The sequence below is a fragment of the Pseudomonas sp. SMV7 genome, assembly GCF_052041995.1.
Lineage (GTDB): Bacteria > Pseudomonadota > Gammaproteobacteria > Pseudomonadales > Pseudomonadaceae > Aquipseudomonas.
In genome coordinates, this window is sequence record NZ_JBKGGT010000002.1 from 291,721 (window position 1) to 308,672 (window position 16,952).

Here is a 16,952-nt window from a genome sequence, read left to right on the forward strand (position 1 = left end):
AAATAAACCAGGAGGGTGTCGTCGCACACCTCGTACTCCGCGTAGTGGGTAACGCCTTCATGGATCAAAGAGAACTGCTGCACCATCCGACTCCTGATGAAAATAGAAGAGCGCTAGCGTACGCTCGCTGCAACTCAACACGATTGGACCGGGCGACGCCAACAAATCAGGTCAGCCCTCGTCGCAAAGCAAATGGCCACTATAGAGGGTGGTATCGCGCCCGAGAAGCTTCGCTCTGCTGCAAATCTGATCAGCGCACGTGAGGGTGGAACGAGGCGTAACCGACCGAACTGTTGCCAGGGAGGACTATGGATGGTTGGCCAACGCCCAAGGTCCGACGTGCGGGCTCACTTTTTTCCCCAAGAAGCGATTGCCGAAGTCTTTCTCACGCTTCTTCATTGCAGAGCGAAGATGAGAGCGATTTATCTCGTAGTTGATCAATCGTAGCGTTCGCTCCGTCGGTGGCAGATCAGCGCCCATTTGGTCAACGGCCATCCAGGTCCATGCACGACGGTCTGCCGAAGCGCAAAACAGTAACCATGCTCCATACGCTGATTCAGCATCAGCGGCGCTCCAGTAGACCTCCCACCAGTGACGAGCGCAGGCTTCGGTATGGCGCAGCAACGCATTGTCGCTAGAGCGTGTAGTTGGTTGATCAACAAACCCTTCTGGCCAGTTGAGATCGGTAGGCAGACGGTTGCCGCAACTGAACCCTTGCAGGCGAGCCCCACGCTGCTGCCGCCAGGCCAACGGCGAGCTCAGATCGGCTTGAATAACACTGGACAGCCATGCGTGTCCCTGATTGGTGTAGGCGCAGATGCTGAGGTCCAATAGCCCAGCGTCGGTGTTGGTTGCCTTGATATCGAGCACCGCATCCAGCAGGGCTTGCGCGGCCGGCGACGCAGGCACGCGAAACAGCAGGTGCAACAAGTCGGGGACTTCGGCTTTGCCGAGGAAGCGGGTGCTCATGTTCTGGTGTAACTGCAACCAAAGCGACGCTGCACGATTTGCATCCCGATGGAATAAGGCCTCGCAAAGGGCCAGATAGAAACCCTCATTTAACCGAACGCGGCGGAGGAAGTCAGTGGAGCTGTCGGCCGTGCCACTCAACCACCGTTTGATCACTGCGGGACAGTGGTCGATGATCACAAGAAAATCGGCAGCGTCGAAGTCCTGCAGGTAGAACTGCGCACCGCGTCGGCGGGCGTCTCTGACTCGCTCGATGGTACTGTCGATTGCGGCTTGTCGCGCCGCTACCTGGGCTTCGGAGTTCGCCGCCATCATCTGCTCAAGTGACAGATTGGCAGAGTCTAAGGATTCAGTGACCGAGAAGCAGGTGGGCGACTGCTCTCGATCTTCCAGACGCACGGACAGCGTGCAGGGGGAGGGCGCACTGTCATGGGCCGTCAACTCCAGCACCGTCGAAAGTAACTCGCTAACCATGTGCGAGTCTGCGGCAGTCGCTTCTCGCTGGTTCAGCGCTTGCAGCAGCAGCCATGGAGCAGCTTGCTGGCAGACCTGATCAAACGGCCAAGCAGTGGAAGCTGCCAGCACGGCCAATGAGCCCCAGTGCGAGGCTTCAACTGCGTCTTCGTGGTGCCATTGCCACTTCGATTTTCCTAAGTATTGCCCGAGGCGTGCTGCGTTCGACCGAAAGGCTACCTGGAGAAGAGGGGTGCGCGCATCGCCTTCGGTAGCTGCCAGCTGATGCTCCAACCAATTCCAGTCAAGCGAACGAAGGTTGGGCTGCAGACTGAGCACGGCCAGAAAGTCGCTGATGTGTTTTTCCGAGCCGAACCGGTAACGCAGCAACAGCTTACTGATTTCTCCAGGCGAGAGCGGCATGACCGCTTTCAACATGTCGGTGTAGAGCACCGGCAATGCTGCATCAACGACCATCTCCGCTTGCCGGTAAGCAGAAAGCCCTGACATTTCCATGGTCAGTAAAAGGCTGTCGATTGCCACCTCGTCATTGTCTGTGTAAGGTCTCTGGCCGCGAGCTTGAGACCGGGCCCGGCGGACGGCAGCTGCAGCGTAAGCGCTGTTGTCGGTGAACAGCAGTCGCTCTCGTTGAAAGGCGGCCAGGGCCAGGTACAGTTGATCAGCCGGTCTCGCTGGCAAGGACGCGAGCTTTTCCCGCTGCTTGGCCACCAGTGCATGCGGGGCGACGCGCGTCATCGCAGCCAGTGACCGCTCGAAAAAATGGTCGGTAGGGGTCGGCGCACGCTGGTTATCAAGCTCCAAGACCTCAATCGCTGCAAGACTGTCTGCTGCCTCGTCTTCAAATGCGGCTGGCACAGTGAAGGCGGGATCTGTCCAAAACAGCTGTGCGCGGTCGACACGCGTGCGCATGGGCAAGCTGTGATCCAACAGCACCTGGGTACTGTGTTGCCGCTGCAGCGGGTAAAAGCTTCGGCCCGGATCACGGAGGTAATCCTGTTCGTAATCGGCCTTGTCCAGTGATGGATTGCGCTGCGTGGCCAGGCGCTCATGCTGCTCAACACCCGACAACCAGAGTAATAGCGCCGAACAGCGTGCGCCTAGTTGAGGGTTAATGCCTGGTTCGTAGCGCCAGTAGCAGATCCGGTCCGCCGCTGTCTTAAGCTCAATGGCTGTACTGAGAAAGTCGACGCCGTTGAGCAAACACAGCCACTTGAGCTCGTCCCAGACCTCACTGCGACCGCGGATCGCCAAGTTCAAGGCCGCGAGCTCAAATAGCGGGCGGGCATCAGTGAGCGGATAGCCTTCCAGCAACAGGGGAATCATGCTGAGGTGGTGAGTGGCGACCTGCGAAACCAGGGTAATAGATAAACCCAGAACCTTCAGCGGACCATCGATATCGACGCCGACCCTGTCCATGACACGTTTAGCTCGCGCGTCATCAGACTGTAGGTGGCGTCGCTGTTCAGATTCAACGTCCCGCGATACTTGGCTAAGCCACGACTGGACGCGACCCAGAATGGCAGCGCGAAGGGTCATGTCAGATCTTGACGTTGACCGCAGTGCTTCGACAGCCCACAAGCGTGCGGTCCGCTGTCCTGCCTCGCCTGGCCGTTCTATTGTACCCAGTAACGAATCCACCAAAGGCCCGGCGATGCGACGCAACTCGCTCGCATGCTGACTGGGGAGGTTTTGAGAGGACAACCATTCTGAAACTAACGCGGTAGATACCTTGAGCGCCGTCGGCTGATCACGTTCGACCATAATGGAAACTGCGGCACGTAGAATCTCTGAGCGCTGATCCAACCCTGCGATGGGGTCGAGCCAAGTATAAGCTTCGTGCAAAATCCCTTCTTGACCAATCTCACCACATTCGTCGAGATGGTGTAGAAGCGCCATACCCAACGCGTGCTGTATCAGCGGACCTGTGAGCTTCACCGCTGTCAGGGAAGATTCGACAAAGCGTGAGTCGAGGATATCACTCATGCGCTGGGCCACCTCAGACGGGCTAAGATCGGCGCGTCCCGTGCTGCTGGCCAAATCATTCAGGGTGTAAAGGCGAGGTGCTGTACGTTGCTGTTCGGCAACCGTTTGCAGCCACTGACGCCACTCCATCTCATTGAAGGACCGTCCCGCGCGATGACCAAAGCTGTCGCGCCCATACTCCCAGAGCAGCCGATGCACAGTCACCTGCCCAACATCGATCAAGCGTTCACCGAAACGAACCACCAGGCTAAATAACCGCGGCGTTTGCGCAAGTGGAACCAAATCCTCATGAAGAGCATCTCGATTTAGCCCCTCAGCAGCCAGGCGTTGATCCAATTCGCCGCCAGCTACGCCATCGTAGACGCCAACCTCGATGCGTTGTGGGGCAGACACCAGCGCACGCAGGCGATTAAGGGTCTGCTCATAATGATGCTGACGGGTTGTCAGCACTACCCGGACTCGCCCAGCGAACGTGGGAGTCTGCAGCAACGCGAGGAGGGCAGCCCATTTCACTGCTGGCTCCTGGTTGATGCCATCGAAGAAAACCAGCAGCGCCGGTTCATGCTCGGTCGGAAGTTCCAGCAGCCGGTCTATCCGCCGGTGCCAATGCTCGCGGTCGCGGGTCTGTGTGACCTCGAACATCCGTTCTGCTAGAAGACGTTTGATTGCCGTTTCAGAAACATCATTAAACCCGGACATGGCGTTCGAAGGAATTACCACGACCATTGGCAACGCTTCTGACTCACTGACGAGCCAGTCCAGCACCGCCCAGGTTTTACCATTGCCCTCGAGTCCCAATACAACACCAGGTGCGTTGGCGGCGTTAGGATTTCGCCACCATCGATTCAGGGCGCCATAGCTTGCATGCCGGCGAATGGTGGTGATACTGGCGCCGCCCGCCGCATTCTGGCCCAAGGCCGCGGTGGACACGGATGGAGAGTTCCAAAGCGCGCGTAACTTTTCAATGGCGAGGTGGCGCAATCGCTCATAGCCCGCACCCCATTGCGAGAGGTCACGTTTGAGTCGTGATAGCGTGACTGCGGCATCTCCTTGAAGCGTGGCCGCCAATACTGCCGCCTTATCGCCGGCGTATCTGCGCACCACTTCAGGTGCGGCACTGCACAATGCGGCCAGGGCAGGGAAGCCATCGGCCTTCCAGTCGATAACAACGATTGGCACCCCGAGCTCGTCCGCTAAGCCTGCAAGCTTCAGCTCTAGTTGTTCAGACGCTTCGCGCGTGGCCGCGAGGATCCAGCTTTCTAGCGCAGCGTCCGTAGCCAACGCCTCCAGCACCTCACCGAGCAGTTCGCGCTCACTAAGCGGGGTGTTATCACCGTAACGCTTGCACTCGATACGCAAACGACGGTTCTGCCGACCCGAGGTTCCGGCGTCACCGCCATGTTGAAAGCCGGTTCTTGCTACGGCAATACCGATATCTAGAAGCTCACTCAGCAGTGACGCGACCATGCGCTCAAATTGCCCAGGTGTCAGTTCACGTTGCAGAATCGTGCGCAGCTCGGCGAGATGACCTTGCGGGGTAGCGGGGCGCACAGACATTATGGGGATAGCCTTGTTAAGGGGACTGAAAGCCTTGAGGGCATCGCTACTCATGGCATTTCCTCAGCTTATTATCAGTGGCCACCACTTGGCCAGCAACGTATCGACTCTCTGGCACTCGCCGCGCTCGTAGGAAGGTGGTGGCACACGCTGGTAGCAACCATTTCCACTTCCGCTATGAGCGAACAAGAACTGGCTGCGAGCGCCTCGACAAGCAGGATCTGCAGGTTGCAGCTTGCTAATGGGCCAACCGGGGTACTGCTGGTTATCATGGCGAATGCCTTCAACGACAACTAGAACATCCACACACATGTCAGCATCGATATCATACGCCGCGCCACATCCAGCACTCTCATACCTCTCGATCGATCAGATTTGCGAGATGCACGCCCTTTTCATGAAGGGTGCCACCGTGAAGAGCCTGCTGGCCGAGTACGGAATTGAAACCACGCAAAAGCAGCTTCAACCGCTGCTACCTCTGCGGATCTTGAATGACCAACCATGCCCGGGTTGTGGTGCTCCGTTACAGCAGAAATGGGCAACAAAGACATACGGTTTACCTCCGGCATTCTGCAAGCCCTGTGGCCATCAACAGCTCAGTGTTTGCACCTGTCGGTACTGTCTGCGCAAGCGACTCAAGCGTGCAAACCGAGAGTGGTCTGATAAGCGAGTGACGTTCTCACAGCTTTGCCTCAAACACAAAATACTACTTATGGCACTGCTTTTGACCCAACAGGACGACATTGCGGGCGTGCGTGAAGCCAATTCGATCGGCCCTTTTGCCCCAGGCTTCAGCAGCACCGAGGGCTTCATCAGTGAGTTGTGGAGCGCGGGAGCCATTGTGCTGACCCGCGCCCCCGAATGGGTAACCTCGAACTATCGCTCGGAATGGATGTATGTGCCAGAAGCGTACGGTTGGTCGAGCAATGTCAGCGCGAACACCGAAGAAGAAAAAGCGCTGACCGCATGGGAGGTCATTGAGCGCCTGCGTAGAGACTTCGATACCCATCTGCAGCTTTCTGATGAACCGGAGCTGATTGCCCTGATCAAGGAATTGGCAGAACACGCTGGCTTTGCCTACCTGGAACAGCAGATGGGTAAAGAGAAGCTCGATATCAGCGCTGGGGCGGCCACGCGTAAGGTGTTGCGTTGCATGATTGAAACATTACCTTTGGCAGATATTTGCGCTATAGGGTGGCAGGCTGCCAAAAACTGCGGCAGAGCCTACACTAATAAGGTTGCTACTAGCCGAAAACATGCAGCCAACATGCTGCCCGGGCAAATGGCGCGCGTTGCCGAGTCCCGAGCATTGAAACCCGACACCTGGAAAGTCGACCGAGCATTCAACCGTGTTTCTCGTATCGAGCGTGTGCTCCATGATGAGCTCTTCGGCGGCCAGGACACATTTTTCAATTGGCCGCTGGATCGCTACTGCGAAGAAGTCGTCTTGCCTCGTCTACATAGTGGGCGGAGAGTCACACACAATAGAGCTCCATTAAAGACTTGCCCGCCTGCTACCGTACTGAAGGGTTGATAGTTTCTCGCGGCAATACGCTATGGCTGGTGAAGTTGCTCAAATAGCACAATGCCGGCCGAACTCAGTGTCAGACCACGCGTCGCTAAGCTCAGCATTGCGTCTTTAACCAGATCAGGTAGATTGCAAACGAGACGACCAGCGTTTAAAAGGCGAGGTTTGCCAGAACTCTGCTGGTTATCGCTGATGTGGAGTCTTTTCTGGAGTGTGGTTATGGGGTCGAGGTGAGCAAGTGGGGTAGGGTAGAACAGGCGATGCGCTAGCTGAGTTATATACCTGCTAAGCCGGCGCGCATTCCTGCCCCTGCTTTCGTGCCCAAACTGAATGGCTGTCAATTGTGACTGAGTTCCGATCTGATATCGCTGTGAAATCACGCCGAGCAGAGAAGATCACTCATGCGATAATAACTAGGTCGAGAAGCAATACGACCATTTGCGATTTGTAGAGAGTATCTACCGGCTCCCGGCGCCACCGAAATATTCATCCTTTGCGACCAGACCGAGATTGTCGGTGAGATCCTCGCCACCCTCGCTGAACAGATGTTGAGTTCGCCGTTCCTGCTTGAGATAAGCTAATGTTTGGAAGAAGCAATCCTCACACATGTGCAGTTCATACCGCTCCCCATCATGGGCAGCGCCATAGCCCCAGTGTGCTTGTAGGGTCCCGAACTGATGCCCGCCAGTATCCAAGCGGGTGGAGCAACGGCATACATCGCACACAACGTCTGTAACGGTCTCTACTTCGACTCTTCCGGTTATTTTCATCGCTGACTCCTAAAAACACCTCGGACTGTAGTGAAGAGGTAGACGATCACAGTCAAACGCCATCCATTCAGGGACCACGATCAGCAACCCTGAGATCTTTGATTGCACAGAGGCAGTCGCTCTGTTCTATTCATGAATTGATGGCTTTACCTTATAACTACACTAAATGACTATTTAGTTTAGTTATAACCCCATCAGGAGAATTTACGTCTGGAGGAGCACAGCTAATCCCTTGAGCAATCAGTAATGTTTCAGAAGGATCGCATAACTAACTCTTGGTGCTCGGCACAGTCAGAATCTGCCGCGGGGTGGGCGCTGAACTTCAGGAGGTACGTTAGCATGCATGACCCCAGCGTACAAATTGGAGCCCCATGTGCATGGCGGCCCCGGCATCGTGAAAAACACCCTGTAAACTACTTTTTTGACGTGTTAACTACAGTGGTTTACAAGTCAAAAAAGTAGTTTACAACCCCCGTAAATAGGCCTCCCAACCGACATTTCGCTGCTAGTCGCACTCACGTGAAAAAGCAGCACAACCTTAAGCCGGCCCGCAGACCTATAGAGCATCATAATCGATCACTCATGGGGATCCCGCCGCCGGTGAGCATGCTTACAAGCCTCACGGTGGAATGCGCGTTAAAACGTTCCGAAGGGCCCTTGGTGTTCTCCATGCCGACTGGGACTTCAAAAGGACTGCACAACGTCATGAACTCTGATGCTAGGAGCGTCGTGGCCACTGCGATGTCGCATATGACGGTTCATGTCAGTCTGGTGCTGGCTCGGACCCGACAGATGAAACTGCGGCGGCGGCTAGTATTTGTTAAAATCGGAGGAAGCCTGAGCGTTGTCCGCCAGGGGATTACTGGCGCAAAGCCCCGGCGTTGGGCGAGGCGTATTCGCAGATTTGTTTGAAACAATGGCTTGATCTGTAGCGCAAGAAAAACCGCTCAAGGCCCATGTGACTGGGGCTTTCGCATAATTGTCTGTGATTTCGCATTTTTACCTGACGTCGACAGTTGAGATCTGCCTACTCACGGCTCGGTATCTCCACACAAAGATTCGCATAATGAGTATTATGTTAAACCAGATGCTATGTCAGAAATGTTCATGAGCTGCCTAAGCCACTGATTCGACGAATGCGGTTTGGACGACTAGTTTTGCAACGGGCCATGTCCATAGTGTTCATGAAGAGTCCTCGAGTGAGGTTGCTGCCCATGAAACTGATTCAGTGCCGTTTCTCTTCTGGTCAACGACTACCGCTGCTCGTGCAAGCTGGTGACGCAGCGCCGTTGCCCATGCTTGTCCCTTTCATTTACGTCCAGCTCAAACTCAAGCATCGTGCATACAGTACCGCCGCAGCGCACCTGCGCTCGATCCAGGCTTTTTACACCTATGCCAAAAGCCGTGACCTCAATATTGATGAAGCCATCTTGGCCTGCCACTTCGAGGCGATTCTTGCGTTACTGGACGGTTACGCCATCTGGCTCCAAAGTCGCCGCCAAGCCGACAACCTGGTGGCCCGAATTGGCAAAGCTGACACTGTATTTTTTCAGCAGATCGGTTCACGAACACGGGACCAGTACCTGCGCTTGTTGAAGAAATACCTGTCTTGGTGTGTGACCCGTTACCTCCCGCGCGCCCGTCAGAACTCAGCCACACACGCTGACATCGACGTGGTATTTGCCGATGTCGCCGACGTCATTGAGCGGCGATTTGAGAGCCATATCATCAATGCTCGTCCCGACCGCACTCGTTACCGCAGCCTGACAGATACGCAACTACAGATCGTTCGGACAGTGAGAGGTCTACGAGCACTATATCCAGAGCGAGCGGCGCCCTTGGCGTGACGGTAAACCGATTAAATTGCCGTACCGCTATTTGTTCATCTCGGATCGAGGCCGCCCGTTGTCGGTTCGCGCATTGTCTAACGTCCTCGATCGGCTGTTTCTGAACATTGAACTGGCGCATCCAGGGTTGTTGCCTACTCTCTCTGCACATGACTTTCGTCACACCTTCGCCGATCGTTTCTTGGCTTACCTGGTCGAGCAACGTAGGTACGACCTAGACCGCGCTACGGACGAACTCCGACGAGTCTGCGGGTGGGCTGAGACTTCGGCGATGCCACGTCGTTATGCAAGTCGTTATCTAGCCGAGTCTGCGAACCGCCATAACGCCCAGCGTGCCTCGGCAGCTTGGGGCCGACTTGACAGTTAAGGAGGTTCGTCGTGACTAAATCATCCGATCGCGAACAGGCATCACCCTCCTCCTTTCCTCCGGCCTACGTGTTCGAGGGCCCGGCTCTGGTTGCGATTCGAACTCGCACCACTGATCAGCCAAAGTACGTCGATACCCGTTTGCCGATATGGACCTGGTACGACGGTGAGCTCGCAATGACAATCGATTGGGCTGAGCTCCATCTCAATCCTGACATCATGCAAATTGCCAAAGCGTTCGTTGCATATGCACTCGAAAAATACGCACCGGTAACGGCATTTAAAGCATCCGGAGTGTTTGGACGGCTAGCTGAAAGCGAGATCTCACGCAAATTTCCTTGGACAAGGCAAGAAGTGGTCACGATATTAAGTGCATGGAAAAAATCTCGCGAAAGCATCATCTTTTTTAGAACCTTCTATCGATGGGCGCTTGGTCGAGGAATATTGGGCTTCGACAAAGAAACATATCTCGCATTTAAAGAGATAAAGACGAACCGCGTTGATCCTTATGAGCGGATATTCTTATCCCAGTCCGGCCTAGCCCTTAATGAAGAGATTCGACTCCTTAAGCGCATTGAACGAGACCTTTCATCTGATTCTTGGGAGGAATTCCAGCTAAATATAATTCTTCACTTAGGGTGAAGAGCTCGCGCCGAGGTCGATCCAATTTCATTCACTAGACGTTACGGATTTTGAGTTCATTGAAAGCGCTGATCATGAGAAGTACTACACCCTATGGCTACCCATGGCTAAAAAGGTCGGCCAGCGCAGACCTGAGCGGCGCCCCCGCAAAATAACCACCCGCCTCGGTGAGAAAATCTCACGCCACGTTTTAGAAATTCAACGCCGTTTTGGTAGCGACTGTGGACCACTATTCGTCAATCCTTGTGGACGGCGTCTCTCGGTTATTGAAATCGGTTCAGGCCTCAAACACGAGCTGGGGGAAGCTGGGATAGATAGGCCGAATCAGGTAACCATGTTGTTGCGTCATCACCTCGGGCAAGGCTTGGCGGATCAGGGAACTCCGGCAGACATGATTGCCGAACTGCTCGGCCACAACAGCACGGTTGCAGCGCGTGCTTACGTTACGGCCACCCCCAACATTGCCCGGGTCAAAGAGAAAGCACTAGGTAAAAGCCCGGCCTATCAACGCATCATGCGCAGCTTATTAACTGGGGAAATCGTCCAACGCCGCGATGCGGCTCCTGAAAGAGCCGTCCGCGGTGTCATTGATACGCAATACATAGGCGATATTGGTGCCTGCGCCCTGCCCGTTCATACCCACTGTCCCTACAACCCTATATACGCGTGCTACACCTGCAAGAAGTTCCACCCCTTTGCTGACGGCCGCCATGAGCAGGTAAAGGATGCGCTCCAGCGGGAGGCCCAACGGTTCATTGATATGGCAGAACTAGCCGGTGACCTCATACACAACCGGCCCCTCGCCCAGCATCAGACAACCATCCTAGCGGTAAGCGCTACGATCGAGCGCTGCCGGCAACAAAATGAGGATGCTGCAGATGACGCTGTCTAGAGCAAGTCAACGCCTCGAAGGTTTTGTTACACAGGAACAAGCGATTTTCCATTCGCTACCGATTTCAACACCGTGGGCGTCATCGTTATGGGGCGTCGGAGGCTGGTTACCACAACGGGGAAAGCAAAATACGCTCACCTTCGAAACGCACCGGCAAGCACTCGAAAAAACGGGCTATCCTACTCCGGCGAAGGGCCCACTCCCTCTCGTGTTCCAAGATTTTAACAAGGCCCTGATTGTGTATTTACAACGCACCCGGAGCCTGAAGTTTTCAATGGTGGCTGCATACAATATTGCCGTCCGGCGGCTGTATAACCCCTTGTTTGAGCGCGGAGTATCCGACCCCACACAATTGACACGTGGCGACTTTGATCGCGTCGTGGGATTTCTCCGTGAGAGCGGCTACAAGAATCTCTATGATGCGATCTCTCACCTCCAAGTAATAGCGGATACGATTGATAATCTGCAATTAACCGAGATCGCCATCCACTTTGAGCATGATGCGAAACCGGAAAAACGCCGGCACGATTACATTTCACTGCACGATCCTGATCGAGCGGTAAAACAGCGTAAATCTGATGATAAATTACCTTCTCGTGAGGCGATGGAGGCATATGCGATATGTTCGAACAATCCACTTAGTGACGGCGAAGAAATTTTGCTGCGAGTTATTGACTTATTGATAGCGACTGGGCAACGAGGTAACGAAGTAACAGTAATACCCTATGATTGTTGGGTCGAAAGGCCGATCAAAGGGGCGACAGGAGAAGTAGTTGTCGATGCCCATGGCAAGCCTCTGGTCGAATGCGGGATTAGATACTTTGCAGAAAAGCAATTTCAATCACGGGTTCACTGGCTGGCTGAAAGCGATATTCCTCTAGCCAGGCGCGCAGTAGAGCGATTAAAAACGCTAACCACGGAACAACGAAAAATTGCCGCCTGGCAAGAGCTCAACCCAGGACGTATTTGGAGTTACCCCCCTCAGTCAGTGATCTCCGATGCAAAAGTCTTGGACTGGCTAGGCTTTAGCGGAGCAAGAAGCGCAAGCAGAAATCTATACCTTTTCCTCACACGCAACGGTGTCCATCCGTTTGACAATGAACCGGACGATAAGCGAGGAAGGTCGTTAAAGCGGCGCTACGTCGCTGGGGAGATTGAGCGGTTGATCGTCCCGAAGCTCCGTGGGCACGCGGTGCTGACAGAAAATGTCGGGGGACAGATTCGTATTGTACTTAGAACCAGCGAAACGCTTGCCATCGCTTTCGACGGGCAATTTCGTTTCGGTGGACGTGAGGCGAATGTGTTTCGTGCGGTCCCGCGTCGGGTCACCATCCTGGATATCAATCACGCATTAGGTGACGATGAAAAATACACGTCCATTTTTTCGCGCCGTTCATTAACCGAATCCGATGGGACTCCGATTCGCCTCACAAGCCATCAGCCTAGACACTGGCGGAACACCATTTATCACTTGACCGGAATGAGCGATGTTCAGCAAGCGTTGGCCCTGGGGCGCAAACGCCTCGACCAAAATGTTTATTACCAACACACGAGCATTGAAGAAAACACCGCTGCCCATCATGAGTTCCTGGCGTTCAATAGCTATCGCGAGCGCCTCGACTTTCTACATGCAGGCATAAGAGATAAGCGCATTCATGGCGCTTTGACCGACAGTTATCATGCTTTGCTATCAGATAAAGGTACAACAACTGCAGAAGCATTCCTCACCGTACACGCCACGGCGCTGCATGTGACCCCTTTCGGAGGTTGTATCCACGATTTCTCCCAAGCACCCTGCCCTAAGCATCTTCAGTGCTGGAATGGCTGCTCGCATCTACATCTGATGGGCACTCCATCGGAGCGGGTCAACCTTGAAGAACAAGCTAAGAATCTGACGAAGGCAATATCCATTATGCGAGACGCAGGGACCGGAGAGGCAGGCAGCGATGTATGGCTAGCAGACCAGGAAGACAAGCTCAACAATTTAAAATCTGTCCTTGCACGCGATACCAGTGGAGGTGTGCAACGCGTGTTTCCAAATGGGCGTCCAATCACGGTTGCGGACTCGGACAAACGACACAGTTCGGTATCAGATGACTAGGGGCAACTATGGCGCGACGACAGACATTGAGGGGCAGCACTCTTGACGAAGCAATAGACGCTCTCCTCGCCCAGATGATTAGCTCAGGAGTGGAGCTCGCTCCCATTTCCCGACCGGAGGTTCAGCGCCGACTGGGCCTGACAAGCCGAGCTACGCTAGGAGGTGAGCGTGGAGACAGAATTGAGGCCGCCCGTATTGTTCAAATGAGAGAAAGCGGGAGGGATCCGGATGGTGCCCGCCGACGCAGAAGTCTCGAAGAGCGTATTGCAAGTCTTCAAGCGGAGAACGCTGCGTTGGCAAGACAGCGAGACAAGCTTTTCGAGGCTCTGTCAGTAATAGCACACAACTGCCTTATGAACGGTTTGGACGTAGAGTCAGTAATGGCACCGTTGAGAAACACCCAATAAATCAGATTAGTAGTCTTCGTATCGACTACAGATTACGGCATGGTAACCCGCCCACAGTGCTAGACAGGACTGCGTCAGATCTGACGACTACCCATTACGGTACACGTATCCTGACTACTTCGTTCCAGACGCAAAACGTTGACATGTGCGCCTACCGCTCGTAGAGTCTGTCGGTAGCCCTTGAGGCACTTGAGCTTTATCTCCCCTTGAGGGATCTGCAAAGCCCGGTAACGACCGGGCTTTTGCCTTTCTGCTGTGTTGCACTGAACTCTCGTAAGACGTTCCCTCGTATTCACCCTTTTATCGCTGTTGTGTTTTCAGCCAGACGCGGATTGCTCAGGGCTCTTCGTACTCGGTCTCAGTTTTAGGGCAACGAGGTATCTACAAAACGCAGGGCGATTCAAACTGATCATTCGAACAACCATCCAGACGGTGGCTTGCAACACGGCTAGGTAGGCGGCAACTCAGCTGGCAGATCCCTGGCTCGCTCGCGGTCAGCAACGCTCACTACGCAGCGCTCAATGAACTGGAGCTCTTGGGTGAGCTCAATGGCGCGCTTTTCCAGCGCTTTTAATACGGCCTGATGTTCTTGCTTCACCTCTTCCGGAGCCCTGGCGAGTCCTACCAATTTTCTGCGGCCCTTCTCAATTTTTTCATTCACCTCTGCAAGGTACCTTTCTCCTGACTCTCTCTTTTTGTCCATGAAGAGCTGGCATTCCAGAAAGCGGATGGCATCGTAGATTTTAAGGACCTCACCACTTGTCTTGGAGTGCACAAAGTTCAGGCTTCCTTCATCAAAGGCGTGGTGCTCCTGGTTTTGGCCACTCCAGTTCACCAAGTCATTCTTGATGAAATTGAAATGCGAAAGGTCGTAGTCAATGAAGGGCTCCACCAGCTTGAAGGTGTGCTCCAGGCTCACCTGCAGGTACATACTCTTCTTTAGCTGCGATTTGTTGAAATTCGCGGTCACCTGAACGCCGTTTTCAATGCAGAACTCTAGCACCATGGACTCGAACCAGATCCGGCAATACAGCAATGCTTGCCTAACGTCATAGACCGACAGCGCCACGTGCACCTTTCTCTGAAAACCGCCTGCATGATCGATGACCACGATGCCTTTGTTCGTATAGCTGAGCACATGGTTTGCATGCTGGTCGGATTGAGGATGGCGATCAGCGATGATGCAGAAGCGCTCCCAGAAGAGGCGATCGTGGGTCGTCACCACCATCTGGATCCGGCGCAGGTAGTCATCATTGAAAAACAAGTCGATGATATTGGATCGGTGATCCGTATCGATCGCGTTGACGACGTCATCAAAAACGATGAGCGGAAAATTGTTTTTCTCAGCCATCGCCAAGAGAATCGCCAAGCCCAGCGCCCTCAGATGCCCTTCGCTGAGCACAGCAAACGCATCCAGCAGGGATCCGTCCACGTTGGTGATCTTGATCCGGTAGCTCTCCGTAAGCTTTTCAAAGGCCAGCGTCTCTATCTGCTCATGGTCATCGTCGTGGTTATTGATCGCTCGGTAGTACTCGGCAGCCTTGGCTTCGATCCCTGTAATGCGCGCCTTTTCAAGCTCCAGCTTGTAGTCCAACAGGTCGCTGTAGAGCGTTCGGTATTCAGCCTCAAGATCCTTGAGCAACTGGTTGAAATGGCTGTTATCCACCGAGTCATTGAGCAAAGCCGTTCTCTGCCCTATCAGCGCAAGCATCCTGTTATTGGCGTCCGTGAACCCGGTTAGCGCCTGGGTTTTGAGGTCAAACTGTCGTTTCAGCGACTCATCGACCTGCTTGAGGTGTTCGATGAGCGCATCCAGACGAGCCGCTTGAACCTCCGCCTGATCAACCTCCCGTTGCTTGCGCTCGCAGGCACGCAGATAGGCCTCGATCTGGACTGTACTGTCAGCGCAGAGCGCGATGAAAGCATTAAGGACAGACCCCGCCACTGTCGTGCGGTCAGTCGCCGTATGGAACTCGATGAGCACCGCTTCCAATGCGTCCATCGCCAGTGGACAGGGTACATCGGCATAGGCATTGGCCTTCACGGAATTGACCCCAGTCGCGATCCTTGAAGCCCAGAGGACAACCTGAGCGTCATTTTTCAGTTTGGATTGCTTCAGGGCCTCCAGAGCTTCGAGCGCCTTGATCTGATCACGAGCCCTTTCAAACGGGTTCACTGTGACTTGGTCAAGTGGGGTCAAACAGGCGGGACAGGTCTGCTCAGACGGCTGTTCGGCGGCTTCCAACGCTTCCAAGGCTTCAAAAACAGCGCGATAGTTAACGTCACTGGCCATTTGCAGAAACAGTGTTTCGACCTGCTTCTTGCGGCTGAGTAACCGCCTGGCGATGGCAGATGTACGTGCAACATGCTTGATGGGAATGACCACCGGTGCTTTGGCTGCTCGCAGTCGCTCGGCCCCACGAATGTGCATGTCTATCGTCTTGCGCAGCCGCTGCACCTTTAGACGAATTTCGTAATCTTGATCGGCCCTCAACCCCAAGAGTTGGCAGGTCTGCGAAATCGCAGCGTACAGATCTGTCCTGTGCTTGCTACGCAGTTGGCCAAGTTCTGTTCTAGCGCGTTCAAGGTTCGTCAGGGCCTCGGCCTGGTCGGCACGCATGAATGCCTTGAGCGTAAAGCTGTCAGGGCGAACGAAACGAGAAATGACTTCCTGAAGCTCTTCCAGGCCGAACAAGGTCGCCAACACATCACTTTCGCCACTGCCTGTGTCTTTGGAGCCCAAGAGCGAAAACTCCTGAAGGCGATTGCGATCAATAAAGCAGCTCGACCAACTGATACTGGGCGCAATTTTGAGCTTATTCGTTCCCAGGAGAGCGAGCTGGGGCTTGGTTTCCCCTCGCGCAATGTACTGCTTGAGCTTGGTCTTGCGCCTAGCGGCTTCCTTGATGTCCCCAGTGGTGCAAATTTCGATGGCTTCACAGAGCGATGATTTACCGCCGCCATTGGGTGCGTAGAAAATATTTTTCAGCTTACTGAATCGAATGAACGTGCCTTTGTCGTCGGCACCAAACTCGCCAAAGCCCCGGAAATTCCTGACGCGCAGGTAATCCAACGCCCCCAAGCCCGAGGGGGGTGTCCGATCCAATTCAGGCCTTTTATCGAGCACTTTCTTGAAACGAGCAGCGACCCGCTGGTAGTTGCGACCCAGCAGTTGATCCGACGCCGTGGTGATGTGTGACTTGATGTGGTCGGAGTAGCGGCCCTTGCTTTGGTTGGCCTGGTACATACACCAAAGAAGCACCAGGTACGCATCAGTACGCCCCTCAAGGTTGTGCTTGGCAAAACTTAAAAGGTACTGACTCATTGCGCCTCCTCCCTGTTACACATCAGCGTAACCGGACTGGCATCAGTAAGCCATTACCGAGCGCTTTGGATGAGCCGGGCCTCGGAAAAAC

Annotated in this window: 8 protein-coding genes; 5 read left to right on the forward strand and 3 right to left on the reverse strand. The window is 54.4% G+C overall.

Annotated elements, in window-relative coordinates; genetic code table 11:
- Positions 1-306: 306 nt before the first annotated feature.
- On the reverse strand, positions 307-5,037 hold the full coding sequence (locus tag ACLEJP_RS04305; protein WP_440777652.1) for a hypothetical protein: 4,731 nt from the start codon (positions 5,035-5,037) through the stop codon (positions 307-309).
- A gap of 358 nt (positions 5,038-5,395) precedes the next feature.
- Between ACLEJP_RS04305 and ACLEJP_RS04310 the strand changes: the two genes are divergently transcribed.
- Positions 5,396-6,517 carry a hypothetical protein gene (locus tag ACLEJP_RS04310; RefSeq protein ID WP_440777653.1) on the forward strand — a complete coding sequence of 374 codons (1,122 nt, stop codon included), beginning with the start codon at positions 5,396-5,398 and terminating at the stop codon, positions 6,515-6,517.
- Positions 6,518-6,969: 452 nt separating this feature from the next.
- On the opposite strand, the gene ACLEJP_RS04315 is transcribed toward ACLEJP_RS04310, so the two are convergent.
- Positions 6,970-7,281 (reverse strand): hypothetical protein, encoded by a 312-nt coding sequence (locus ACLEJP_RS04315; protein WP_440777654.1) that lies wholly within the window; start codon positions 7,279-7,281, stop codon positions 6,970-6,972.
- 1,214 nt (positions 7,282-8,495) lie between these two features.
- Here ACLEJP_RS04315 and ACLEJP_RS04320 point away from each other — a divergent pair.
- From ACLEJP_RS04320 to ACLEJP_RS04335, 4 genes are all read left to right on the forward strand, one after another.
- Positions 8,496-9,128: a hypothetical protein gene (locus tag ACLEJP_RS04320; protein ID WP_440804639.1), complete on the forward strand. Its 633-nt coding sequence runs from the start codon at positions 8,496-8,498 to the stop codon at positions 9,126-9,128.
- Positions 9,129-9,506: 378 nt separating this feature from the next.
- Positions 9,507-10,136, forward strand: coding sequence for a hypothetical protein (locus tag ACLEJP_RS04325; protein ID WP_440804640.1), 630 nt, complete (start codon positions 9,507-9,509; stop codon positions 10,134-10,136).
- Between the two features lie 103 nt (positions 10,137-10,239).
- Positions 10,240-11,028 (forward strand): hypothetical protein, encoded by a 789-nt coding sequence (locus ACLEJP_RS04330; protein WP_440804641.1) that lies wholly within the window; start codon positions 10,240-10,242, stop codon positions 11,026-11,028.
- Positions 11,015-13,129 carry a hypothetical protein gene (locus ACLEJP_RS04335; RefSeq protein WP_440804642.1) on the forward strand — a complete coding sequence of 705 codons (2,115 nt, stop codon included), beginning with the start codon at positions 11,015-11,017 and terminating at the stop codon, positions 13,127-13,129. Before ACLEJP_RS04330 ends, ACLEJP_RS04335 begins: the two co-directional genes overlap by 14 nt.
- An 855-nt stretch (positions 13,130-13,984) precedes the next feature.
- Here the strand turns inward: ACLEJP_RS04335 and ACLEJP_RS04340 are convergent.
- Positions 13,985-16,861 carry an AAA family ATPase gene (locus ACLEJP_RS04340; protein ID WP_440804643.1) on the reverse strand — a complete coding sequence of 959 codons (2,877 nt, stop codon included), beginning with the start codon at positions 16,859-16,861 and terminating at the stop codon, positions 13,985-13,987.
- Positions 16,862-16,952 lie beyond the last annotated feature (91 nt).